Origin of the sequence: Paraburkholderia sp. GAS42, assembly GCF_050436565.1 — a bacterium.
Taxonomy (GTDB): domain Bacteria; phylum Pseudomonadota; class Gammaproteobacteria; order Burkholderiales; family Burkholderiaceae; genus Paraburkholderia.
In genome coordinates this window covers 267,436-290,217 of the sequence record NZ_JBNDML010000001.1, presented here as the reverse complement: position 1 = coordinate 290,217, position 22,782 = coordinate 267,436, and the positions used below count along the sequence as shown (strand labels likewise).

Here is a 22,782-nt window from a genome sequence, read left to right as displayed (position 1 = left end):
GACAGGGCTCTGGTAATACTGCGGGATGGCGAAAAACGCGTCGCCAGGGGAGTCCCGGAGGGTCGCAGAGGGGGCTCAGACGGCCGCCAGAGCGGCCTCAAGCAGGCGTCGTGGCGAGATGTTAAAGTGCCCGCTACTGAAAATTCTGCCGATCGTTGTCGGCCGCACAACGCGCCGACAGCGCACGACCTGCATCAATGCCCAACACGACCCCCATCCGCACGACCGACGCTCTTTCGCACCGCCTGTCCGTGCTGACCTCCGGCCCACAGCGCGATGCGCTGACGACCGGTCTGCGCGGCATCGAAAAAGAAAGCCTGCGAGTGACGCACGACGACCATCTCGCGATGACGCCGCACCCGCGCGCGCTCGGCTCGGCGCTCACGCATCCTTCGCTGACGACCGATTATTCAGAAGCGCTGATCGAACTGATTACGCCCGCCGAGAAAGACGCCACGATCACGCTCGAAAAGCTCGATGAACTGCATCGTTTCGTCTATGCCGAACTTGGCGACGAGATCCTGTGGAACAACTCGATGCCGGCCCTCCTGCCCGCCGACGATGAAATCCCGATCGCGCGGTACGGCACGTCGAACATCGGCAGGCTGAAGTACGTGTATCGCGTGGGCCTCGCGTTGCGGTATGGCCGCACGATGCAGTGCATCGCGGGCATTCACTACAATTATTCGCTGAACGAAGAAGTGTGGCGTCTGCTGCATGCCGACCAGCAGTCGACGGCGAACGCGGTCGATTTCCAGTCGGAACGTTATCTCGCGCTGATCCGCAATTTCCGCCGTACGAACTGGCTGCTGATGTATCTGTTCGGCGCGTCGCCGGCGCTGGATCGGCGCTTCCTGCGCGACCGCGCGCACACCCTCGACACGTTCGACGCCGACACGCTGTATCGCCCATACGCCACGAGCCTGCGGATGAGCGATCTCGGTTACTCGAACACGACGGCGCAGGCTGCGCTGCACGCCGATTACGACACGCTGCCCGGCTATCTCGACGCGCTCGCGAAGGCGGTCAGCCAGCCGTATCCGCCGTACGAGGCGATCGGCACGCAGCGCGACGGCGAGTGGGTGCAGATCAACACCAACGTGCTGCAGATCGAAAACGAGTTTTACTCGACGATCCGTCCGAAGCGCGTCACGTATCCGGGCGAGCGTCCCTTGCATGCGCTGGCCGCACGCGGCGTGCAATACGTCGAAGTGCGCTGCATGGATATCGATCCGTTCGAGCCGGTCGGCATTTCGCTGGAAACGGCGCGTTTTCTCGATGCCTATCTGCTGGTCTGCGCGCTCGACGACAGCGCCATGCTGCCGCCCGATGCGTATGCGGAAGCGAACCGGAATTTCGGCAGCGTGACGATGGAAGGGCGCAAGCCCGGGCTCGAACTGACGCGCGATGGCAAAACCATTTCGATGCTCGACTGGGCGCATGAACTGTTCGAGAGAATCGATGCGACCGCCGCGGCGCTGGATTCGATACGCGGTGACGATACCCACGCGCGCGCCGTCGCGACGCAACGCGCGAAGCTCACCGACGTGTCGCTCACGCCGTCAGCACGTGTCCTGCAGACGATGCGCGACCAGAAACAGAGCTTCCTGCAATTCGGCCTCGCGCAAAGCGAAGCGCACGCTGCGGCTTTTCGCGCGCGTCCATTGCCCGTTGCAGACGCGCAGGCGTTTGCTGCGCTCGCCGCAAAGTCGCTGGAAGAACAGGCGAAGCTCGAACGTGAAGAAGTGGGTTCGTTCGATGCCTTTGTCGCAGCGTATCGCGCCTATACGTTGAACCGGTTTAGCGTGTGATTCCCGCGCGCAGGTAGTCGGCGCGCGTAGTCGATGTACGACCGGAGAAGGGCAGCGACATGCTGCCCTTCGTCGTTTCGGCGAGCGCAAATCAATCCGATCGGCGCAGGTAATGAATACCCGCCTGGCTCCATGTCGAGATCCCACGACCGACAATTTCTCGATCTGGCGAGCCACCTTGGAATCGCGCATGAAACGACATCGTCCGCGCAGGGTCAAAGTTTCATGAGGGGACGCGCGATCCTTCGCGATCGCGAGGTCGCGCGACCCAACCGATGGAGGATTGAACGCGATGAAGAAAGCTCTGCTGGCTCTCCTTTGCGTGCTCGCCGCAGGTTGCGCGACCAGCGGCCAGGTCGATCCCGACACGATGCAGATCGCGACCGCGCCGCTCACCTGCGTGAACAAGGCCGAATGCGATCTGTGGTGGAAGCGCGCGCAGGCATGGGTCACACAGGTGTCGACCTACGGACTGCAATCGGAGAGCGACACGCTGATCCAGACCGCCGGGCCCGACGGCGGCAAACGGGCGCTCGCCTACCAGATCACGAAAACGGAAAACAAGGACGGCACCGCGACGATTGGCTTCGCCGCGCATTGCGACAGTTCACTGGGCTGTACGCCGAACCCCTGGGAAGCAGGCGCCGATTTCAAGCGGTTCGTGAGAGGCAGCGCCGCGGGTGTGTCTTCGCAACATCCTGCTTCGGCGCCCGCAACGACGATGCAGCTGGAGTCGGCGCCCGCACAATCGACTCACACGCCGACGGGCGAACCCGTGACGCAGTGAGACCCATGACGCAGTAAGGCGGCCGAATGCGCGTTTTGCATTGCCCGCGGCGCGGCGATATCAACCGGGTTCCACAACGCCTGCTTTGAATCCGCAACCGCAAAGCAGGCACTCGCGCCCCGCGTCGGCATCAATGTCCCATTGATGCCGACGCACCCTTCCTCGGCTTCGTCATCCACACCAGCCCCGCAAGCACCAGAAAGCCCACGCACGAGATCCTGAAGAAATCGTTGGTCGCCATCATGTAGCCCTGCTGCGTGACGATCTGATTGAGCTGCGCCGTGATGCCCTGGCCGGCGATGCCGAGGTTCGACAGCGCATCGCTGTACGCGGTGGTGTTCGCCGAATACGCGCTCACCGATTCCGACAGCACCGCGTGGTGATAGATCGCATCGTTTTCCCAGTACGTCGTGCTGATCGCGGTACCGATCGCGCCCGACAACGTCCGGAAGAAGTTCGATAGCCCGGACGCGCTCGCCAGACGCTCGTCTGGCACGCTTGAAAGCGTGATTGTCGTCATCGGCACGAAGAAGCACGCGACGCCGATGCCCTGCACAAGCCGCGGCCAGATCACGTGATTGAACGGGACGTCGAGCGTGAAGGTCGAGTTCCAGAACGACACGAACGCGAAGACGAAGAACGCAAAGCTCGCGACCATCCGCAGATCGAGCCGGTGCATGTTGCGACCGATCAGCGGCGACAGCACGAGGGCAAGCAGCCCGACGGGCGCCGTCGCGAGGCCGGCAAGGCCCGCGGTGTAGCCCATTACGGTCTGCAACCACAGCGGGAAGATCACGACCGAGCCGAAAAACGCCATGAAGCCGAACGAGATGATCAGCACGCCGAGCGCGAAATTGCGGTCCTTGAAGAGCGAGAGATCGATGACCGGCTCCTTCTCCGTCGTCTCCCACGCGAGCATGAACGCGATCGATATCACCGCGATGATCCCCAGCGCGACGATGAAGTTCGAGTTGAACCAGTCGCGATCCTTGCCGAGGTCGAGCACCATCTGCAGACACGACACACCGATCACGAGCAGCGTCAGCCCGACGGCATCGATGCGCTGCTTCGTCGTCTTCGTTTCGCGGCCGCGCAGCAGGAAAAATGCGCACACGGCCGAGAAAAGACCGATCGGCACGTTGATGTAGAAGATCCACGGCCACGTGTAGTTGTCGGTGATCCAGCCGCCCATCACGGGGCCGAAGATCGGCGCGACGATCACCGTCATCGCCCATAAGCCGAGCGCAAGCCCGCGTTTCTCGGCGGGATAGGAACGCATCAGGATGGTCTGCGAAAGCGGCACCATCGGGCCGGAGACGAGCCCCTGGATCAACCGGAACGCGATCAGCGATTCGAAATTCTGTGCAAAGCCGCACATCGCGGAAGCGAGCGTGAACAGCAACACCGACAGCGTGAAGAGACGCACCTCGCCAACCCGCCGCGCGAGCCAGCCTGTCAGCGGCACCGCAATCGCCGACGCCACCGAATACGACGAGATCACCCATGTGCCCTCGCTGGTCGCCACACCGAGGCTGCCAGAGATGGTCGGCACCGCGACGTTCGCAATCGACGTGTCGAGTACTTCCATGAAGGTACCGAGCGCAAGCCCGAGCGTGAGCAATGCGAGCGCGCCCCCGGCCAGCGGCACAGGCTGCGCAGGCCGAGCCGTCCCGGCGGCGCCATCGGAAACCGAAACCGACATGATCCAATCCCTCTTTGTCTGCGGGAAAAGCTTGTCGCGGCATGCTTATGTGAGCGTGTGAAGCGGGCTCAGGCGCCTTCTTGCATGCTTTGACATTCTCTGCCCAGACAGCTAATTGCCCAAAAAACTGGCGCCTGAAGGCGCCTTCTCTTTATTCGTCCGATGGAGTGCCGCTTTCGCCGTTCTGGATAAAGCGATCCAGCAGGTTGACCAGCGTCGCCACATCGCTCTCCGAAAATCCCCGCAACTGCTCGTTCAACACGGCCGACCCGATGCCCGGCAACACCCTGGCCGCTTCCTTGCCTTCGGGCGTCAACTCCAGCTCGACCATCCGGCGATCGGCATCACTGCGGTTACGTGCGATGAACCCCTTCTTTTCCAGCCGGTCCAGCATGCGCGTCATCGAGCCGCTGTCATACGACATCGCCCGCGAAAGCTCGTACGGCGTATGCGCCCGGCCGCACGACAGCAACAGGATCACCCCAATCTGCGACGACGTCAGTCCGAGCGGCCCGACCGCCCGGTCCATCCGCTGGGCCAGCACGTTGCGCGCTTTCGACAGGTAATAGCCGAGGCTCGCCTCCACGCGGATCTCTTTGCTGTCGTCAGGTCCATCACTCATCGCAGGCCGCCGGAAACGTCAATCAACTGGAGCCGGATTTTATCTGCCTGGGCAGGCAGCTCAAAGTGAAATCTACGTTTGCGCGCTGCAACATAAAAACAACAGTCAATCGGAGCTGGCGCAAAGTATGTTGAAATTTAATTGCATAGTCAATATTATGACAGGCAATGAGTTAAGCGCGACCTGCGCCGTCACGGGACCATGTTTTGACCGATTGATCTGCACCGGCATCCGCCGCTGCACTGAGGATTTCCGCAATGCTGTACCTGAAAAACACCCTCGGCGGCCTGAGCCGCTCCCTGACCGGTTCCGCGCTCCAGACTTTGCAGGGGCCCAATCGCTGGTGGAAGCTGGCGCTCTATACAGTCATGTTCGTGCTGCCGGGTGGATCGATTGCGGTGATGCTCTTTGCGTGGGTCGATCATCGGCGTGCTATCCGCGATCGCGCGGTGGTCGTTCCCACCGCCCTGCTGACTTCGAATCCGGCAACCGCGAGCAAGGCCGCAAAGCCCGCCGTCACGGCACAGTCCAGCGCAACGGTCTGCCAGACGCGCTGCGACGCGCCGCCGTGCCGCGCAGCGGCCGGCAAACAGGCTCGCCAGACCAGCGACTCGCGCTGCTAGACACCTCCTCCGGCCACGCGCAGCGCACCGGACGGTAACGCGGCGTAACCGTGCCGAAACCGTCAGTAACACACCTTCCGCGCCTGCCGCATTACCCTTTCAGTTTTCCACGTCTCACGCAACGCGTGCGCTACCATCACGGTGCGCCGCGCCGTCGCGCTTCGGCCAGTCGTGGTGGTCGCGCGGCGCGCTCCGTTGCGCGACGGCCGGATCGAAAGGAATTCATTGCATGCAGTTTGAACAGACCACGCGCCCGAAAGCGGCTCTGCCTCGCGTCCTGACGCCCACTGTCGCCGGGATGGTTGCGCTTGCGCTCGCACTCGCTGGTTGCGCGGTCGGCCCGGACTACAAGCAGCCTGCGGTGTCGGTGCCTGCGTCGTACAAGGAAGCCGCCGAAGGCTGGAAAGTCGCACAACCCGCCGACCAGGGCGACCGCGGCACGTGGTGGACGATCTACAACGATCCGCAGCTGAATGCACTGGAAGACAGGCTCAACCAGTCGAACCAGACGGTCGCGCAGTTCGCCGCCGTTTACCGGCAGTCACGCGCGCTCGTCGGCGAGGCGAAGGCGGCATACTTCCCTGTGATCGGCGCATCGGCGGCTGAAACGCGGCAGCGCTCGCCGTCGCGCAGCACGTCGGGCTCCATCACCGGGTCGAACGGCACGAGCGCGGGTCTCAGCAGTTCCGGCTCGATCAGCAACAGCTACAACCTTCAGCTCAATGCGTCCTGGGAACCTGATCTCTGGGGCAAGGTGAGCCGCTCGGTGAATTCGCAGGAAGCAGGGCAGCAGGGCGCTGCAGCGGATCTCGCCAACGCGCGTCTGTCCGCGCAGGCCACGCTTGCGCAGACGTACTTCGCACTCCGCTCGCTCGACGCCACGCAGCGGCTGCTCGACGACACTGTCGCCGCCTACGGGCGCTCGCTGCAACTCACGCAAAACCAGTATCGTCAGGGCGTCGTCGCACGCTCGGACGTGATCCAGGCGCAGACGCAGCTGCAATCGGCACAGGCAGCGGCAATCGACAACGGCGTCGCGCGCGCACAGCACGAGCACGCGATCGCGGTGCTGGTCGGCGAGCCGGCCTCGACGTTCTCGATTCCGCCATCGCCGCTCGATGCGACGCCACCCACCGTGCCCGCGCAGATGCCTTCCGCGCTGCTCGAACGCCGCCCGGATATCGCATCGGCCGAGCGCAAGGCCGCCGCTGCGAACGAGCAGATCGGCGTGGCCATTGCCGCGTTCTTTCCTACGTTGACGTTGACAGCGACCGGTGGCTTCGAAAGCTCGGTATGGTCGCAATTGCTGATGGCGCCTTCGCGGTTCTGGACGCTGGGTCCGCAACTCGCTGCGACGATCTTCGATGCCGGTCTGCGTCGCGCGCAGACCGACGCCGCGCGCGCAACCTACGACCAGAACGTGGCCCTCTACCGGCAGACCGTGCTGGCCGCGTTCCAGGACGTCGAGGACAATCTCGCGTCGCTGCGCATTCTCGAGCAGGAAATCGTCGTGCAGCAGCAGGCCGTCGAATCAGCGCGTCAGGCTCGGGATATCGTCGAGAACGAGTACAAGGCCGGCACCGTCGGCTACGTTAATGTGCTGACCGCGCAGACCACCGCGTTCACCGCCGAACAGAAGCTGGCGAACATCGCTGGTCAGCGGATGGTGTCGTCGGTCGGGCTCGTCAAGGCGCTCGGCGGCGGCTGGGATGTGTCGCAGATGGATCGCGAAACAGGCGATGTGGCCGCGCCCGCGCCGGCTTCCGCACCCGCGGCGCAGACTGCCGCGCAGAAACCGGTCGTCGCGCAGAAGTAAGGAAGGCGGCGCTCGCCGTGCCGCTCAATGAGCGAAGGTCAACACCACCGTGTCCGGCCCGGTCCTGCGGCCGAGCAGGTTCAAGAGGCCAGCGAGGTTGTCGCGCTGCTCCGGCGCAGCGCTGGCCGTGCCCTGAAATGATGAGTGGGTCTGCTGCACGGTGCCATGACCTTCCAGCATCAGCGGCCCTTTCAGCGTCGACAGATCGACGGTCGAACTCGCGCCTGCCGCCTGCACCACCACCCGATACGACCCGAGCGGCTTGACGAGCGACACGCGCGAACTCATCTCGCTCAGTGTGACGTTGAGCTGACCGAACGCCTCGTTGCCCAGCGTGCGCCAGTCGGTCCACGCGAGCCGCACGTCGCCCTGCAGACCGAGGGTGTTGAACGGCGCGCCGAGGCCCGCAAGCAGCGACGCTGGCACGGTGATAGCGCCGCCCGTCATCGTCGCGCCGCGCGGGGTGGCGTCGAGCGTGATGGGATCGGGCATGGCCTCCGTCTGGCGCATCTGCATGCGCACCCGGCCCGTCAATAGCGGCCAGAATGCGGTGTGCCACTCGATGCGGCCCGGCAGCAACGTCGCGCCGGACGGGTCGTCGCCGGCGGCGAGCACCAGCGTCGCCGAGCCGCTCCACAACGAACCCGCCGGGTCGACAAGATTCACGTGGCCGTGCGTCGCTTTGGCGAATTGCGGCGTGATCCACGCGGCAGGCAGCAGCACGAGCAGCACAGCGACGTTCGACAGCACGGCAACCAGCACCCACGGCACCACCGCGCGCAGACGGCGCGTCCAGAAGTTCATCGGCAATCCTGTCGGTGAACGCTCATTTGACCGTCGAGGGCTGCAGCGAAGCCGTCAGATCGACTTGTCCATCCTCCTTCAGCGCGCTCACATGCGCCTCGGCGACCTGCACCTTGAACTGCCGGCGCGCATCGTCGAGCCACGCCGTCCAGGCCGGAAACGACGCGTTCTTTAGCTGGATCTGCACCGCGTTGCCGAGCACCTGCACCTGCGTCGCGGCGAGCCCGTGATCGGTGAGCGACGCGCTCAGCGCATCTTTCAGCGCGCCGCCCGTCGGCGCGACGCCTTGCGTCGCCGCCGACAGCGCGCGCGCTTCGTTTGCCTGCGCCGTCATCTGCGCGAGCCGGCGCTGCATCGTCGGCAGCGTGTCGCGCAGACGCGCGCGGCCTTCCTGCGCCGGCGCCCACAGCACCGACCACGCAACTACGACGGCGACTGCCGCGCCGCCCCACGTCAGCAGCGTTTTTTCGCGCGTCGTGCGCGCGTCCCAGAATCCGGCCCAGGTATCCGCCAGTGCTGTGTTCATTGTCCGTTCCTGATGGTCCACTTGCCGGTATTGCTGTCGATCGCGCCATTCAGGCCGTTGCGAGCGAGGCGCTTGCCGAGGTCGCTATCGACCTTCACTTCGGGCTTGAACGTCACATCCAGACGACGATCGTGATAATCGAGCGCGGCGATGCCGTTCACGGGAATGCCGCCGAGCGAGCGCGCGAGGCGATCCGCCAGCGACAGGAAATCGTCCGGCGACAGATCGCCCGCCGCGACGCGCAGCTGCTGCAACTGACGCGACATCTGATCGGGCGCATCGAGGACCACGGTCGTCTTCGGGAACGCGTTGAGCAGCAGCTCGGTCATCTGCGCGTTGATCGCGTCGCGCTGGCGAGCCAGCATCATCCACTGCACATTGGCGCCGACGATCGCGATCACCAGCGACGCCACCGCAAGCAGCAGCGGCACGCGCAAATGACGCAGCGTCGCGCGATCGAGGCGCCACGGCTGCGACGCGAACTCGAACTGGCACAGATCGAAGCGGCATTCGGGCGCGCGACGCGCCAGCGTCTCGAACGTCAGCGGTTGTGCGCCGCTTACCAGCGCGGGATCCGACGCGAGACGCGGTTCGTTGCCAGGCAGATCGGTAAGCGTGTACAGCGTGACGGGCGCGGCACCGGCGAGCGCGGCGAGCGTCGCGGGGACAGCGGTCGCGGGGACGGCCAGTCCTTCGCCCTGTGCGCCGCGCACGATCGCGAGTTCGACGCGCGGTACGCCGTTGTCGAGCGCAGCGTCGATCAGCAACGCGGGCGCGGTCGACACGACGCGGCCCAGCACGGCCGCGACAACGGGCACGGCTGGCGCAGGCGATGTCGGCGAATGGAGGGCCGCGCCGGCGGTCGCCTTTGCTGGCGCCGTATCCACACCGGCCAGCGCGACGGCTTCTTCGAGCGCGTTTGCCGTCTCGACAGCAACCGGCTGCGGCAGGCAACGTGTGACGGGCACCGCGCGCAGGTTGCGATGGCCGGCCGCGCCGAAGCCTTCGACGATGAACCGGAACCAGCCGCGATCGATGATCGCGAGCACCTGACGGCCACCCGCGAGCGGCTGGGGATCGAGCGCGATATGGCAGGTTTGCGGATCCTGGATCAGCTGATCCTCGACGACGTTCGGCAATGCCTGACGCAGCCGCGGCCCTTTGAGCGGCGGCACCGTGGCGGCGATCATCAGGAGGTCGCGGGCGGCGACCATCAGCACGGTCGACGAAGCGCGCGGCAGCAGCGCGAGCGCCGAGCGGCCGGCCCGCTGCGTGCGACCTGCCTTGTCGAGCAGCAGGAACGGCATGTCCGGCAGTTGCCATTCCTGCGAAGGGACCGCCGGGTCACGCGGCGGCAACAGGACGATCAGGGTGCTCAAAGGTCGGTGTCTCCGGGTTGTTCATGGCTGATCGCGAACACGCACGATACGCGTAGTGTGAGTCATTGCATCGCGATAGACGAGCGTCGTGCGATCCACTTCGGCGCGTTCGTGCTGCACGCGTCCGTGGATCACGAAGTAGTTCGTATTGACGTCGAGCTGGTTTGGGTCGTAGACGGCAAGCTGCACGCCCGCGCCGCGCAGCGCGAGCTGTACGTCACCGATGTTATGAAAAAACACCGTCTGCCGGCGCGCGACGAACGCCTGCGCACTCGACAGGTTCATCCCCGGCACGATGGCTGCGATCACTTCGGCGGACGCGGTGTTCATGTTGACGGCGGTGGTGGTCGGCAGCACGGTCACGAATGGACGCAGCCGCTCGACCATTTCGGGCGTGAAGCCGGGCACGTCGAGAAGCGAATCGACGCCTGTCATCTGAAGCGGCGCGACGGCGGAATTGTCGTCACTATCGGCGAGGCCGGGTTTGTCGGTGAAATTCTCGCCACCGGTGGCGCCGCCTTGCTGCGGTGTGGTTTGCGACGTGGCGGTGCCGCTGGTCGTTTGCGTCTGGAAGCGCGTGGCGGATTGACCGAGGCCGGCGCGCAGCTGGACGGCGGTGTTTTTGGCGAGCTGGCCGTTGATACCCAGGATGGCGAGCAGGCGCTGGAACGACTGGATCTGATCGATGTTCAGCAGCAGCGCGCCGGGCGCCGGGCTCGAGACGAGGTTTCGCAGGTTGAACTTTGCCTGGGCGTCTTCGATGGAGCCTGAGAGGTACGTCTCGGCGCCCTGGTCGGCGCGCACTTCGCCTATCTGGCCGAGGAAATCCGACAGACGTGTCCTGGCGATGGGGACGCCCCAGATACCGCCCAGGTACGTTATTCCTGCGGACGTGTCGCCTTCCGAACGGAGGATCAGGCGCGTCCAGTCCAGCGCGCCTCTTGAGACCCATTGGGCTTGTGCCAGTAATCGCTGGTTTTCGATTCTTCTGATTTGTACCTGCTGGCGCCAGAGCATGCCTGAGACGAGGATTGCTGATAACGCCACTACTAGCAGCGCGGTGATTATTGCCGCGCCTTGGTCTTGTCTTTTGGCGTTTCCTTGTGTTCGCGTCGGTCTGGTTGTGTTGCCCCTGTGCGGGGCGGCATCTGCTTTTCTTTCCTGTGCGAAGATGGCGTCGCCCGATTCTCGGTGATCTTGCGGTGGTGCCTTTCCTTGTGTTCGTGTCGGTCTGTTTGCGTCGCCCCTGTGCGGGGCGGCACCTACTTTTCTTTGTCCTTGCCAAAGAAAAGTAGGCAAAAGAAAGGCGCCGAAAACTCGATAGCTCCGGGTTGTGTCGCACGCGGGGAACGGCACCCCATGAAGTGTCGCCCTCGCATCGACACCACATCGGTCCGCGCACGAGACCGTCCCTCGCCGTTGTCCCGGTAGTGACAAGGCAGTCATCCATCCCGCTTCGCACTGCGTGCGTCGCGGACGGGTCCGCCCGGCAGCGATGTTCACGTCCGTGGTGGCGTTAGCGTCCGCGGTCGCGCCCAGGTTTGCAGCGCTCTTCGACCCGACATACCGGTCCGTCAAGCACTGCGCGCCGTCGCTTGAAGTGTCACGGGCGCCGAAATGCCCAGCGCGGGCGTACAAGCGCGAAGCACCAGACGCAGGCGTTGCCGCAGCCAGATCGCGCTCCCCGCGCCTCGTGAGCGCACCAAGCGCCGAGAGCGCCGTGAGGCCGGTGAACCGGTCGGCGATACGCGAAGCGTGGAGTCGGATGAATGAGCCCTTTGTCACTTGCGCCGGATATGTGGGAGACGTGCTCGTGCGCGGACCCATGCCGCTTGAAGCGCGAGGGAGACACTTCATGGGGTGCCATTCCCCGGTAGCGACACACTCCAGAACGGACGAGTTTTCGGCGCCTTTCTTTTGCCTACTTTTCTTTGGCAAGGACAAAGAAAAGTAGGTGCCGCCCCGCACAGGGGCGACGCAAATAGACCGACATGAACACAAGGAAAGGCACCACCGCAAGATCACCGAGAATCGGGCGACGCCATCTTTGCGCAAGAACAGCAAATAGGAGCCGCCCCGCACAGGGGAAAGGCCAACACCCAGCGAAAGCCAAAAGAACAAAAACCCAAGCGCGTGTAACGCAGAAGAAACCCTCATCATTCCCCCACCAGAAACACCCGCACAACCGGCCGCGCGAGCGACTTCGCGCCAATGCTAACTTCAATCCCGGTCACCGAGCGCGGCAACGGCGCGTTCCCCAACTGGGGTATCTTGAGATTATTGTCATACTGGGTAATCGCCGACTGCACATCCTTCATCTGCGCAGTCCACCCAAGCCTCGGCACATAAACCCGCGCGGAAATAGTCCCGACACCGCCCATCAACGGCACCGCGTTCCAGTCGCTTTCTTCCCCACCACGCAACGCACGCCGCAACTCACCGACATTCGCCAGCGGCGGCGACGCATACCGGATCACGCGTCCATCGACGATCCGATACCGCACGACCTGCAACCGCGGCGCAGCACCCGCCACATCGCGCGCCCGCACGATCTGCAGCACGCTGCCACCAATACTCACCGCAGCCTCGCCGGCTTCATCATCGGTTGCGGCCTGCCGCGCGTCGATCCGCATCTGGTCGAACAGCTGCGCAAACACACGCTCGTCTTCCATCGCATTGGTGATCGTCTGACGGCCGCGAATGATCTGGTCCAGCCCGCGCCACGACAGCACCGCAATCACCGCCAGAATCGCAATCGCAACCAGCAGTTCAATCAGCGTAAAACCCCGCACGCGCGCACGCGCGCCGCGACGCACGCCGCCCTTACAGCGATCGGTTCGTTTCATTCGCGATTACCGTTACCATCTGGGCCAGATTGCCGGAACGTCCCGGCATCGTCACCGTGACTTCGACGCGCCGGAAAACCGGATTCGGCGTCGCGGTCACATTCTCTGTGCAGATCAGCTGAAGATTGCCCTGCGAGCAGTCGAAACTCTGCGCGCCAACTTCCGGCCACGCATGCGCGAGCCGCAGCCGCGCCAGCGTGTTGTCCGCGCTCCAGCCAGCCAGCAACCGCTTGTGCAGATCGGCCTCACCGGTCGCGAGACTCCCCACCGCGCGCAACGACGCCGCCAGCGCAACAGCAATAATCGCCAGCGCGACCAGCACCTCGATCATCGTAAAACCACGCGAGCGCTCAAAGCCAAACGCAAGAGGCCGCATCTCAATGCACCTCATACCGGCCGTTACCGGTGCCGACGATCGTCGCCTGTCCCGCCGACGAAAACAGCGTCACCTGCACCGGTGCGTCAATGCTCTCGGTGCCGAAGACAACACGATTCGACTGCTGGTCCGAGCCCGGATAGCTGATCGCGACACTTGTCACACCACCCTCCCAGTGACGCGGTCCGAGCAGGTCATCACGCAGTGGACGCCAGCCGTCGTCAGTGCGCATGTCGAAACGATAGCCATCGTCGACCGGCAGCCACGCGATCGGCCGCGCGCGCACCTGCGCTTCGTCGCCGGCCGATTCGAACAGCAACGCGAGACGCTGCGCTTCTTCATTCAGATCCGTACGCGGATTGCGCGTCAGCGTCAGCGATGCCAGCGACACCAGCAGGCCGGCAATCACCAGCACCACCAGCATCTCCAGCAACGTGAAACCGCGAGCCCGAACATGCGTGCGCGGCATCGGACGGATCGCCTTCATACAATCAACCGTTCACTGCCACGAACCGACGTCGGAATCGTTGCCTTCGCCGCCGGCCTTGCCATCGGCGCCGTAGCTGAACACATCGATCTCACCATGCACGCCCGGGTTCAGATACTGATACGCATTGCCCCACGGATCATTCGGCAGACGCTCCAGATAGCCGCCGTCCTTCCAGTTGTTCGGCACCGGATCCGTCGTCGGCTTTTCGGTCAGCGAGTGCAGACCCTGCTCCTGCGTCGGATAACGGCCATTGTCGAGACGATAGAGTTTCAACGCCTGCATCACGGTGCCGATGTCCTGCTTCGCGGCGACACGGCGCGCTTCGTCCGGGCGGCTCATGATCTTGGGCACGATCAACGCGGCAAGAATGCCGAGGATCGCGATTACCACCATGATTTCGATCAACGTGAACCCGCGTTGACGGCGGGCGCGCGGCCCCGTAACTTCAGCGCGGCGAGTGGTCCACATCTGCATAGCTTGCTTCCTCGTTCCAGAAAAGTATCGATGCATCGGACGATGCCCGATGCGGTGAATATCCTGCGATCCTCAGGCCGGATTCACATCCGGCGAGTCATTTTAATGTCATGGAGTTGAAGGGTTTCAACTCCACGCAAATTTCACAATAGTCCGTACAATGACGCGCATGAACGCACTCCAGGTACGCCTTCTGTCGCTCGCGCTTTTCGCCGTTTTCTGCGCGACACTGACTTATTGGGTCGTCACGCTCACCGCGCATCAGCCCGGTCCGGCGGCGGCCGCGGCACAACCACCGGTCTCGGTCGAACAGGCCGCGACGCTGTTCGGCGGACAGCTCACACGCAACACCAATCAGGACGTTCGCCTCTTCGGCATTCTCGCGCTGCGTGAAGGCGCCGCGGCGATCGTCAGCACCGGCGGTGAACCGCCGCATGCGGTCTCGCTCGGCAGCACAATCATGCAGGGTGCGAAGCTCTCCGAAGTCCGCGCGCGTTCGATCATCATCGACCGCAACGGCGCACACTCCGAAGTGTTCCTGCCCGCCAACGCACCCGGTCCTACCATCTACGTGCGCTAGATCCCAGCGCGGCTTCTCTGGCCGCGCCGCTTCGTCAACGACTGCCGCTCACTGCACCAGGTTATTCAGTTCGATGATCGGCAGCATCACCGCCAGCACGATCACGAGCACCACGCCGCCCATCGCGAGAATCAGCAGCGGTTCGAGGAGGCTCGTCAGGAACATCGTCCTTCGTTCGAGTTCGCGCGATTCACCCTCGGCGGCGCGGTCAAGCATCGTGGTGACGTCGCCGGTCGCTTCGCCCGAGCGGATCAGGTGAACCAGCACCGGCGGAAATGTCTTCGTATTGCCCAACGCGCGCGACAACGATGTGCCTTCGCGAACGCGCACGATGGCGTCGTCGATATTCAGGCGCATTGCCTTGTTGCTGAGCGTTTCGCTGGCAGCCTGCAACGCGCGCAGGATCGGCACGCCCGCTGCCGTCAGAATGCCGAGCGTGCTCGCAAAGCGCACCGTGTTGTAGCCGCGGACGAGTTTGCCGAAGAGCGGCGCAGTAAGCAGCCAGCGGTCGAACGCGAGCCGTGGTCCAGGCTGCGCGAGAATCGAGCGCACGACGTAGACCACGACGACGAGCGCGATCAGCACCGCCCACCACCAGTTCCGCACGAAACTGGACAGCGCCATCATCATGATGGTGAGAATCGGCAGCTGCTGCTTCGTGCTCGCGAACACGTTCACCACCTGCGGCACGACGTAGCTCAACAGGAACGTGACGATTGCGAATGCGATGAAAGTGACGACCGTGGGATACGTGAACGCGAGAACGATCTTCTGCTTGAGCGCGTTGCGCTGCTCGATGTAGTCGGCGAGACGCGACAGCACGAGGCCGAGCTTGCCGGTATGTTCGCCCGCTGAAACCAGCGCGCGATAGATTTCGGGAAAATCGCGCGGATGCTGCGACAGCGCATTCGCCAGCGAATGGCCGCCAAGCACTTCGGCCCGGATCGACGCCATCAGCTCGCGAATGTAGTCGCGCTCGGATTGCTCGGTCAGCACGGAGAGCGCTTCGTCGAGCGGCAATCCGGCGATCAGGAGACTCGCGAGCTGTCGCGTGAGAATCGCCTGCTCGCGTTGCGACAGACGACGCCCGAGCGACAGACGCTGATTGCGCTCGCCGCGCGTGCGCGTCGCGGCCGGTTCGACGACGAGCGGCGTCAGTCCCTGCGTGCGCAACTGCGTGCGCGCGCCGCGTGCGCTGTCCGCGTCGAGCACGCCTTTTTGCGCCTTGCCGGCCGCGTCGATCGCTTCAAAGCGGAACGCTGGCATGCGCTTACACTCCGCCCGTCACGCGGATCACTTCTTCAAGCGACGTCAACCCGGATTCGAGCCAGCGGTTGCCATCCTCGCGCAGCGTGCGCATGCCCTGTGCGCGACCTGCTTCGAGAATTTCCGAATCGGCGGCGTTGCGATGGATCTGCGAGCGGATCGCGTCGTCGACGAGCAGTAGTTCGTACACACCGCGTCGGCCTGCATAACCCGAATGGCCGCACTTGTCGCAACCGACCGGGTGCCAGCGCACGCTGCCGTCTTCTTCGACGCGCTCTTCCTTGCACACCGGACACAGCCGTCGCACGAGCCGCTGCGCGAGCACACCCAGCAGCGAAGAAGCCAGCAGATACGGCTCGACGCCCATGTCGGTCAAACGCGTCACCGCGGAAGCAGCATCGTTCGTGTGCAGCGTCGCCAAAACCAGGTGACCGGTGAGCGACGCCTGCACGGCAATCTGCGCGGTTTCGAGATCGCGGATTTCACCGATCATGATGACGTCCGGATCCTGCCGCAGAATCGAGCGCAACGCGCGCGCGAAGGTCATGCCGATCCGCTCGTTCACCTGCGTCTGGCCGATGCCCGACAGGTCGTATTCGATCGGATCTTCGACGGTCATGATGTTGGTCGTCGCCGTCTCAAGCCGCGACATCGATGCGTATAGCGTCGTCGTCTTGCCCGAACCGGTCGGGCCCGTGACGAGCACGATGCCGTGCGGACGCCCGATCAGCCTGTCGAATTTCACGAGCGTATCGGCGGCCATGCCAAGCGCTTCGAGGTTCAGCCGCGCCGCGTCCTTTTCGAGCAGACGCAGCACCGCGCGTTCACCGTGACCGGTTGGCAGCGTCGAAACGCGCACGTCGACCGGACGACCGCCGACGCGCAACGTAATGCGGCCATCCTGCGGCAGACGTTTCTCGGCGATATCGAGCTGCGCCATGATCTTGATCCGCGAGATCAGCGCGCCGTGCAGCGCCTTCTTCGGACGCACGACATCGCGCAACGTGCCGTCTACGCGAAACCGCACCACCGACGATGTCTCGAACGGCTCGATGTGAATATCGGACGCCTGCTCGCGCGCGGCCTGCGTCAAAAGCGCGTTGATCATGCGGATGATCGGCGCGTCGTCTTCGGATTCCAGCAGATCCTCGACTTCCGGAATCTCCTGCATCAGTCGCGACAGATCGACTTCGCCTTCGACTTCACCGACCACCTGCGCCGCGCTACCGTCCTGGCGCGCGTACGCCTGGTTGATTGCCTGCACGAGTTCATCGGCGGAGAGCCGCACCACCGACAACGCGCCGAAATTGCGCGCGACTTCGGCGAGCGCCGCGTCGCTCGTGCGTTCGCTGATCCAGACTTCGAGACCATCCGCATGCTGATGCGCGACGAGAATCTGGCCGCTCTTCGCGAAGCCGTACGGCACGAGCCGCGCGGCGAGCGGCGAGGGCGCCTCGCGCTCACCGGCGACCGGGTGGTTGCCCCGCTCGCTGGCCGGGTCGCCGCCCTGAGCACGATGCGCGGCTTGCGCGGGCGTCTGCGTCACGGACGCGCTCCCGGTGACTGGGTGTTCGGCCCCGCGCTACCCGCCGGAGCGGCGGCCGGCGGCGGCGCCATCTGCTGACGACGCATCTGGTCGAGGTCGAACAGGTTCATCGCGGGCGAGCCGCCCTGGCTCGGGCCGATCGGCATCGGCGGAACCACCGGATCGTCCTTGTCCTTGATCAGGTTGTTATCCGACCTGTACGCGCCCTGCACGCCCTGGATGTAGTCGTAGCGGTTCGACGTCACGGCCTGCGCGGTATCGCGATCGTTGATGATCACGGGGCGCAGGAACACCATCAGGTTAGTCTTGTTGCGGTTCTTCTGTTCCGAGCGGAACAACTGGCCGATCCACGGGATATCGCCCAGCAGCGGCACCTTGCTGTTGCTGACCTGGTAGTTGTCCTGCATCAGGCCGCCCAGCACGATGATCTCGCCGTTATCGGCGAGCACCGTCGACTGGATCGAACGCTTGGTGAACTCAGGGCCGGCCGGGTTGGTCGTCGCGTTGGTCGTGCCGTTCACGATCGCCGAGTCTTCTGTGTAGAGCTGCAGCTTGAGAATCCCGCCGTCGGTGATCTGCGGCTTGATGTGCAGTGTCAGACCGACGTCGATGCGGTCGAAGGTGTTGAACGCCGAACTCGTGGCGCCGCTCGTGAGGTTCGAATACGAACCCGTCTGGATCGGCACGTTCGTGCCGACGACGATCTTGGCTTCCTCGTTGTCGAGCGTGATGAGGTTAGGCGTCGACAGCACGTTCGCGTCGGCGGTCTGCGACAGCGCCTGCAGAAGAGCGCCGAGTCCCTGCACACCGAAAATGTTGTGCACCCAGCCGACGTTGAGGCCCTGCTGGACACCCTGGGTTCCGAGCGCCGTAGCGAGACCGCCGGTGCTCGCGGCCGCTGCGGCCGCCGCCGTCAGATTGATGATGCTGTTGCTGTTGCCGGTCGCCAGGTTGGTGCCGGCAAAGATCGAATTGTTCCCAACCTGCCACTGAATGCCGAGATTGGCGTTCGTGTTCGAATTCAGCTCGACGAGCAGCGCCTCGATATAGACCTGCGCGCGCCGCGCGTCGAGCTGGTCGATCACCGCCCGCAGGTTGCGGTACACGGGGTCGGCCGCCGTGATGATGAGTGAATTGGTTGCGGCGTCCGCCTGGATCATGCCGCCCGGCTGATTCTCCTCGCTCTTCTCCTTGTCGCCGCCGAGCAGGCCGCCGGAACTGGAACCACCGCCCCCGCCGTACGCTCCCCCGCCGCCGCCCATCGACGACGACAGCGAGCTGCTGCCGAGTCCGCCCGACGGCAGCGGCGGCGTACCCGACGTGCCCGTCGAGCCACCGCCCAATGAGCCGCCGGTGTTCTGATTGAACGAACTTGCTTCATTCGCGCCGGCCGACGAGCCGGTCTCGCCGCCTTTGCCGAGCATCCCGCGCAAGGTCTTCGCGAGCTTCGTCGCGTCCGCGTTGCGCAGCGCCACGACGTGCATGTTGCCGGGCATGGTGGTGGGCGCATCGAGCTGCTGGGCGAGCGACTTCGCCGCCGCGAGCCGCTGCACATTCGATGCGCGAAGCAGCAGCGAATTGGTGCGCGGGTCCGCGGTGACGGATACCTTCAGCGTCGCGTCGGTGCTGCCGATCACGCCTGGATCAAGCATCTTCGAGAGCTGCGTCGCGATATCCAGCGCGTTGGCGTTCTTCAGCGGCACGACCTGGACCCGCTGGCCCGCGGCCGTATCGACGCCCGCGATGATCTGGGCGATACGGCGCACGTTGTCGGCGTAGTCGGTGACGACCAGCGTGTTGTTGGCCGGGTAGGCCGCGATCGTGTTGTTCGGCGAGATCAGCGGGCGCAGCACCGGCAGCAGGTTATTGGCCGATTCATTCTTCAGCTGGAAGACCTGCGTGACGACCTGGTCGCCGCGCGCGGCCGGCGCGTTGCCCACGTAGGTCGGCACGCCCTGCAGCTTGGCATCGGCTTCCGGCACGACCTTGAGCACGCCATTGTCCTGCACCAACGCAAAGCCCTGCATCCGCAATGCGGACTGCAATGTCTTGAGCGCCTGGTCTTCGGGGACGGCATTTTCTGAAACGAGGTTGAGCTGACCCTTGACTCGCGGATCAACGATGATCGTTTTGCCGGTTGCCGCGCCGATCGCCTTGGCCACCTGGTCGATGTCCGCGTTGACGAAGTTGAGGGTCACCTGTGCGTGTGCGATCTGCGAGGTGATCAATCCAGCAACCAGCAGCGCCGTTGCGACGCGACGCAATGCCATACGATTTCTTCTCATGGAATGTGATGTCGATGCCGACGGCAACTGCCGCCAGCGGTCATGCGCAGTGGACATGCTGGCCGGGCTCAACCCCTTCGCCCCGACGCCTGCCCGTCTCCCGGATGCACACGAAACTGAGGCCCGAAAAAAATAAACAGTAACAGCTTTTCATGACGAAATTCTCACAAAAAGGCCCCCGCCAGTAAGTTTCCTCTAATCGCGGATTGCGGTTGTTAACTTCATGAAAGGTCATGGCGGCCCTCTAACGGCCATCATCACTTCGAAATGTGCGGCCTTATGTCGGTTAGCCAACTTTAGCCGGTCGCCGGCTGCCGGTATGATACGGGCGTTACATAAGATGAATGCATCCAGACGGACGCGGGTTTTCCCCAGTTTTCCGTGAGGGTGTCAGACATCGCATTGTCCTTCACTTCTATTTGCTTAGTCATCTTGACCGATGAAACTGGCTCTCGTCACTGTTGCCGTCGGGCTCTGCGCGTGGTTCGCCGCCGCGCCCGCACGCGCCGACTGTTTCGATGAGGCGGCCAGTTACCAGAAAGTCAATCCGCTCATTCTGCGCGCGATCGCGTGGCAGGAGTCGCACAACCGGCCGGACGCGAAGCACAAGAACGCGAACGGTTCGACCGACTACGGCGTGATGCAGATCAACTCCATCCATCTGGCGACGCTGTCGCAGTACGGCATTTCTACCGGTACGCTGATGGAACCCTGCAAGAATGTCTACATTGCCGCCTGGCATCTGCGACGTCAGATGAACAAGTATGGCAATACGTGGAACGCGGTCGGCGCCTATCACTCGGAAACGCCATCGCTACGCGATCAGTACGCGAAGCAGATCGCGGGCATTCTTCAGAAGTGGAATCTCCTGCGCTGAGGGTTACTGTGCGCGGACATCTCGCTGACCTCCTGCTGATCTTTTTGCTACGTCAAGTTTGACACCACTGCTCACGCTTTCGGGCGGCAGATTCGCGCGACATCGCGACGTTTGATGCACAATGCGGCTTCGTCCTGCCGCTCGCCTGCACTCCGGTTTTGCGCCCGGCACGCCTTTCTCTCCTCTCGTTTCCGTACCGCAATGAACCAGTCGCCACTGCCCGTCACCGTGCTCTCCGGTTTTCTGGGCGCGGGCAAGACCACGCTCATCAAACATATTCTTGCGAACGCGGGCGGCCTGCGCGTCGCCGTGATCGTCGCCGATCCGGTTGGTCTCGCCGGGGTTGATCCCGATTCGACGCTTGTGCGCGCGTCAGGCGGATCGCACACCGCTGTGGAAAACCAGATCGAACTGGCCAACGGAAGCGTTCTGATTGCGGCGGGCGACAACCTGTTCGAAGACATTCGTCGCCTTGCCAACGCACAACAGTTCGACGCGATCCTCGTTGAATCGACGGGTGCCGCCACAGCGATGTCGATTGCCGAAAACCTGGCCTTCGGCGATGAAGACGAAGACGGCGCGACACTCGCCGACATCGCGCGGCTCGACACGACCGTGACGATCATCGACGCGTCGCGTTTCCTGCTCGACTTTGCTCGCACCGATACGCTTGCCGAAGCCGGCATCGCGACGACCGAAGACGACGATCGCACGATCGTCGAACTGCTTGTGGATCAGGTCGAGTTCTGCGACGTCCTGGTGGTGAACAAGGCGGATCTTGTCAGCGACGACGCGCTTGCCCGTCTGCAACGCATTCTCGCGCGCATCAATCCGGGTGCCGTGCAGATCGTGAGCCGCTTCGCCGATGTGTCGCCCGCCGACGTACTCGATACGAAGCGTTTCGATTTCGAGGCCACGTCAGGTTCCGCAGGCTGGCTCGTCACGCTCACGGAAGACCGCAATCCGGAACCGCATGGCGAAGCCGACGCATCCGGCATCGGCACCTTCGTCTATCGCGCGCGCCGGCCGTTTCATCCCGAGCGCTTATGGGCGCTGCTGCATGAAGAATGGACAGGCGTGCTGCGCAGCAAAGGTTTCTTCTGGCTCGCGACGCGCAACGACATCGGCGGCTCGCTTTCGCAGGCGGGCGGCGCATGCCGGCCAGCGCCGGCTGGCACGTGGTGGGCCGCGCAGGACCGCAGCGAATGGCCCGAAGGCGATGATGAACTGATGGCGGAAATTACCGCCGACTGGTACGGCGACGCGAACGAATTCACGATCGGCGATCGTCGCCAGGAACTGGTGATGATCGGTGTCGATATCGATCGCGACGCGTGGCGCGCGAAGCTCGATGCGTGTCTTCTGACCGACGGGGAATACGCATCCGGTGTCGATGCGTGGAAAGCATTCAACGATCCGTTCCCCGCGTGGGACTTCGATGAGGATGACCACGACGATCATGAACACGATGACGATGACCACGATCATGGGCATCGGCATCATGGTCACGGACATCACCATCACTAGGAACCACCAGGAACCACCGGGAACCACCGGGAACCACCGGGAACGCAGACGAAAAAAAACCCGCCAATGGCGGGCGTCAACACAAGGCTCTTAAACGCTTAGCGCTTGTTGACTGCGTCCTTGAACGCTTTACCAGCCGTAAACTTGACGGTCTTGGCGGCCGGAATCTTGATGGTTTCGCCGGTCTTCGGGTTGCGGCCTGTACGCGCTGCGCGCTTGCCCGAACCAAAGCTGCCAAAGCCGATCAACTGGACAGCGTCACCCTTCGACACGGCTTTCTTGATCACCTCAAGCAGCGTGTCCAGCGTTTCGCCGGTTTGAGCTTTGCTGGCGCCCGTCTGCCCTGCGACGGCGTCGATCAGTTCCTGTTTGTTCATTAAGGTTCCTTTCTGGTTTAGGTTGACACGAACAGCGCGAACGCGCCGATTATACGTGCGCGTGCCGC

At 63.7% G+C, this 22,782-nt stretch carries 21 protein-coding genes; 7 read left to right on the top strand and 14 right to left on the bottom strand.

The genetic code is table 11. The features are described 5' to 3' along the window. Positions 1-197: 197 nt before the first annotated feature. On the top strand, positions 198-1,811 hold the full coding sequence (gshA, locus tag P3T16_RS01315; RefSeq protein WP_429340890.1) for a glutamate--cysteine ligase: 1,614 nt from the start codon (positions 198-200) through the stop codon (positions 1,809-1,811). Positions 1,812-2,103: 292 nt separating this feature from the next. Continuing rightward, entirely contained in the window at positions 2,104-2,598 is a 495-nt protein-coding gene (locus P3T16_RS01310) for a hypothetical protein (RefSeq protein ID WP_429259284.1), read from the top strand. A gap of 130 nt (positions 2,599-2,728) precedes the next feature. Here the strand turns inward: P3T16_RS01310 and P3T16_RS01305 are convergent, their stop codons facing one another. Further along, positions 2,729-4,300 (bottom strand): DHA2 family efflux MFS transporter permease subunit, encoded by a 1,572-nt coding sequence (locus P3T16_RS01305; protein ID WP_429340889.1) that lies wholly within the window; start codon positions 4,298-4,300, stop codon positions 2,729-2,731. 151 nt (positions 4,301-4,451) lie between these two features. Beyond that, the gene (locus tag P3T16_RS01300; protein WP_429340888.1) at positions 4,452-4,922 is read right to left on the bottom strand and encodes a MarR family winged helix-turn-helix transcriptional regulator; all 471 of its coding nucleotides are present in this window, start codon (positions 4,920-4,922) and stop codon (positions 4,452-4,454) included. A 257-nt stretch (positions 4,923-5,179) separates the two neighbouring features. Between P3T16_RS01300 and P3T16_RS01295 the strand changes: the two genes are divergently transcribed. Then, the gene (locus P3T16_RS01295; RefSeq protein ID WP_429259281.1) at positions 5,180-5,545 is read left to right on the top strand and encodes a hypothetical protein; all 366 of its coding nucleotides are present in this window, start codon (positions 5,180-5,182) and stop codon (positions 5,543-5,545) included. Positions 5,546-5,774: 229 nt separating this feature from the next. Beyond that, positions 5,775-7,361: an efflux transporter outer membrane subunit gene (locus P3T16_RS01290; protein WP_429340887.1), complete on the top strand. Its 1,587-nt coding sequence runs from the start codon at positions 5,775-5,777 to the stop codon at positions 7,359-7,361. Between the two features lie 24 nt (positions 7,362-7,385). Here P3T16_RS01290 and P3T16_RS01285 read toward each other — a convergent pair whose 3' ends face one another. The 8 genes from P3T16_RS01285 to gspG form a co-directional block, all read right to left on the bottom strand. Beyond that, a complete protein-coding gene (locus P3T16_RS01285) occupies positions 7,386-8,165 on the bottom strand; it encodes a type II secretion system protein N (protein ID WP_429340886.1) in 780 nt (259 codons plus the stop codon). A 22-nt stretch (positions 8,166-8,187) separates the two neighbouring features. Beyond that, positions 8,188-8,691, bottom strand: a complete 504-nt coding sequence (locus tag P3T16_RS01280; protein ID WP_429259278.1) for a type II secretion system protein M — start codon at positions 8,689-8,691, stop codon at positions 8,188-8,190. Next, positions 8,688-10,070, bottom strand: coding sequence for a type II secretion system protein GspL (gene gspL / locus P3T16_RS01275; RefSeq protein WP_429340885.1), 1,383 nt, complete (start codon positions 10,068-10,070; stop codon positions 8,688-8,690). Before gspL ends, P3T16_RS01280 begins: the two co-directional genes overlap by 4 nt. Before the next feature lie 21 nt (positions 10,071-10,091). Continuing rightward, complete coding sequence (gene gspK / locus P3T16_RS01270; RefSeq protein ID WP_429341055.1) at positions 10,092-11,138, bottom strand: type II secretion system minor pseudopilin GspK; 1,047 nt, start codon at positions 11,136-11,138, stop codon at positions 10,092-10,094. Positions 11,139-12,226: 1,088 nt separating this feature from the next. Next, on the bottom strand, positions 12,227-12,916 hold the full coding sequence (locus P3T16_RS01265; RefSeq protein WP_429340884.1) for a PulJ/GspJ family protein: 690 nt from the start codon (positions 12,914-12,916) through the stop codon (positions 12,227-12,229). After that, entirely contained in the window at positions 12,894-13,292 is a 399-nt protein-coding gene (gspI, locus tag P3T16_RS01260; protein ID WP_429340883.1) for a type II secretion system minor pseudopilin GspI, read from the bottom strand. The genes P3T16_RS01265 and gspI overlap by 23 nt, the downstream gene beginning before the upstream one ends. 1 nt (position 13,293) lies before the next feature. Continuing rightward, positions 13,294-13,779 carry a GspH/FimT family pseudopilin gene (locus tag P3T16_RS01255; protein ID WP_429259274.1) on the bottom strand — a complete coding sequence of 162 codons (486 nt, stop codon included), beginning with the start codon at positions 13,777-13,779 and terminating at the stop codon, positions 13,294-13,296. A gap of 12 nt (positions 13,780-13,791) precedes the next feature. After that, a complete protein-coding gene (gene gspG, locus P3T16_RS01250) occupies positions 13,792-14,256 on the bottom strand; it encodes a type II secretion system major pseudopilin GspG (protein WP_429259273.1) in 465 nt (154 codons plus the stop codon). A gap of 169 nt (positions 14,257-14,425) precedes the next feature. Between gspG and P3T16_RS01245 the strand changes: the two genes are divergently transcribed. Further along, complete coding sequence (locus tag P3T16_RS01245; protein WP_429259272.1) at positions 14,426-14,836, top strand: type II secretion system protein N; 411 nt, start codon at positions 14,426-14,428, stop codon at positions 14,834-14,836. Positions 14,837-14,884: 48 nt separating this feature from the next. On the opposite strand, the gene gspF is transcribed toward P3T16_RS01245, so the two are convergent. Genes gspF through gspD form a run of 3 tightly spaced genes read right to left on the bottom strand, consistent with a single transcriptional unit; the run spans position 14,885 to position 19,918 of the window. Then, complete coding sequence (gene gspF / locus P3T16_RS01240; protein WP_429340882.1) at positions 14,885-16,102, bottom strand: type II secretion system inner membrane protein GspF; 1,218 nt, start codon at positions 16,100-16,102, stop codon at positions 14,885-14,887. Positions 16,103-16,106: 4 nt separating this feature from the next. Next, a complete protein-coding gene (gspE, locus tag P3T16_RS01235) occupies positions 16,107-17,648 on the bottom strand; it encodes a type II secretion system ATPase GspE (protein WP_429340881.1) in 1,542 nt (513 codons plus the stop codon). Next, a complete protein-coding gene (gene gspD / locus P3T16_RS01230; RefSeq protein ID WP_429340880.1) occupies positions 17,645-19,918 on the bottom strand; it encodes a type II secretion system secretin GspD in 2,274 nt (757 codons plus the stop codon). The genes gspE and gspD overlap by 4 nt, the downstream gene beginning before the upstream one ends. A 454-nt stretch (positions 19,919-20,372) precedes the next feature. Here gspD and P3T16_RS01225 point away from each other — a divergent pair, with 454 nt between their 5' ends. Next, positions 20,373-20,810, top strand: a complete 438-nt coding sequence (locus P3T16_RS01225; RefSeq protein ID WP_429259268.1) for a lytic transglycosylase domain-containing protein — start codon at positions 20,373-20,375, stop codon at positions 20,808-20,810. 201 nt (positions 20,811-21,011) lie between these two features. Beyond that, positions 21,012-22,337 (top strand): GTP-binding protein, encoded by a 1,326-nt coding sequence (locus P3T16_RS01220; protein ID WP_429340879.1) that lies wholly within the window; start codon positions 21,012-21,014, stop codon positions 22,335-22,337. A 98-nt stretch (positions 22,338-22,435) separates the two neighbouring features. Here the strand turns inward: P3T16_RS01220 and P3T16_RS01215 are convergent, their stop codons facing one another. Further along, positions 22,436-22,714 (bottom strand): HU family DNA-binding protein, encoded by a 279-nt coding sequence (locus P3T16_RS01215; protein ID WP_074262967.1) that lies wholly within the window; start codon positions 22,712-22,714, stop codon positions 22,436-22,438. Positions 22,715-22,782: the final 68 nt, after the last annotated feature.

Coding starts and splice junctions, on each gene's coding strand:
- gshA (WP_429340890.1), top strand. CDS start 198: ATGCCCAACACGACCCCCATCCGCACGACCGACGCTCTTTCGCACCGC.
- P3T16_RS01310 (WP_429259284.1), top strand. CDS start 2,104: ATGAAGAAAGCTCTGCTGGCTCTCCTTTGCGTGCTCGCCGCAGGTTGC.
- P3T16_RS01305 (WP_429340889.1), bottom strand. CDS start 4,300: ATGTCGGTTTCGGTTTCCGATGGCGCCGCCGGGACGGCTCGGCCTGCG.
- P3T16_RS01300 (WP_429340888.1), bottom strand. CDS start 4,922: ATGAGTGATGGACCTGACGACAGCAAAGAGATCCGCGTGGAGGCGAGC.
- P3T16_RS01295 (WP_429259281.1), top strand. CDS start 5,180: ATGCTGTACCTGAAAAACACCCTCGGCGGCCTGAGCCGCTCCCTGACC.
- P3T16_RS01290 (WP_429340887.1), top strand. CDS start 5,775: ATGCAGTTTGAACAGACCACGCGCCCGAAAGCGGCTCTGCCTCGCGTC.
- P3T16_RS01285 (WP_429340886.1), bottom strand. CDS start 8,165: ATGAACTTCTGGACGCGCCGTCTGCGCGCGGTGGTGCCGTGGGTGCTG.
- P3T16_RS01280 (WP_429259278.1), bottom strand. CDS start 8,691: ATGAACACAGCACTGGCGGATACCTGGGCCGGATTCTGGGACGCGCGC.
- P3T16_RS01265 (WP_429340884.1), bottom strand. CDS start 12,916: ATGAAACGAACCGATCGCTGTAAGGGCGGCGTGCGTCGCGGCGCGCGT.
- gspI (WP_429340883.1), bottom strand. CDS start 13,292: ATGCGGCCTCTTGCGTTTGGCTTTGAGCGCTCGCGTGGTTTTACGATG.
- P3T16_RS01255 (WP_429259274.1), bottom strand. CDS start 13,779: ATGAAGGCGATCCGTCCGATGCCGCGCACGCATGTTCGGGCTCGCGGT.
- gspG (WP_429259273.1), bottom strand. CDS start 14,256: ATGCAGATGTGGACCACTCGCCGCGCTGAAGTTACGGGGCCGCGCGCC.
- P3T16_RS01245 (WP_429259272.1), top strand. CDS start 14,426: ATGAACGCACTCCAGGTACGCCTTCTGTCGCTCGCGCTTTTCGCCGTT.
- gspF (WP_429340882.1), bottom strand. CDS start 16,102: ATGCCAGCGTTCCGCTTTGAAGCGATCGACGCGGCCGGCAAGGCGCAA.
- gspD (WP_429340880.1), bottom strand. CDS start 19,918: ATGGCATTGCGTCGCGTCGCAACGGCGCTGCTGGTTGCTGGATTGATC.
- P3T16_RS01225 (WP_429259268.1), top strand. CDS start 20,373: ATGAAACTGGCTCTCGTCACTGTTGCCGTCGGGCTCTGCGCGTGGTTC.
- P3T16_RS01220 (WP_429340879.1), top strand. CDS start 21,012: ATGAACCAGTCGCCACTGCCCGTCACCGTGCTCTCCGGTTTTCTGGGC.
- P3T16_RS01215 (WP_074262967.1), bottom strand. CDS start 22,714: ATGAACAAACAGGAACTGATCGACGCCGTCGCAGGGCAGACGGGCGCC.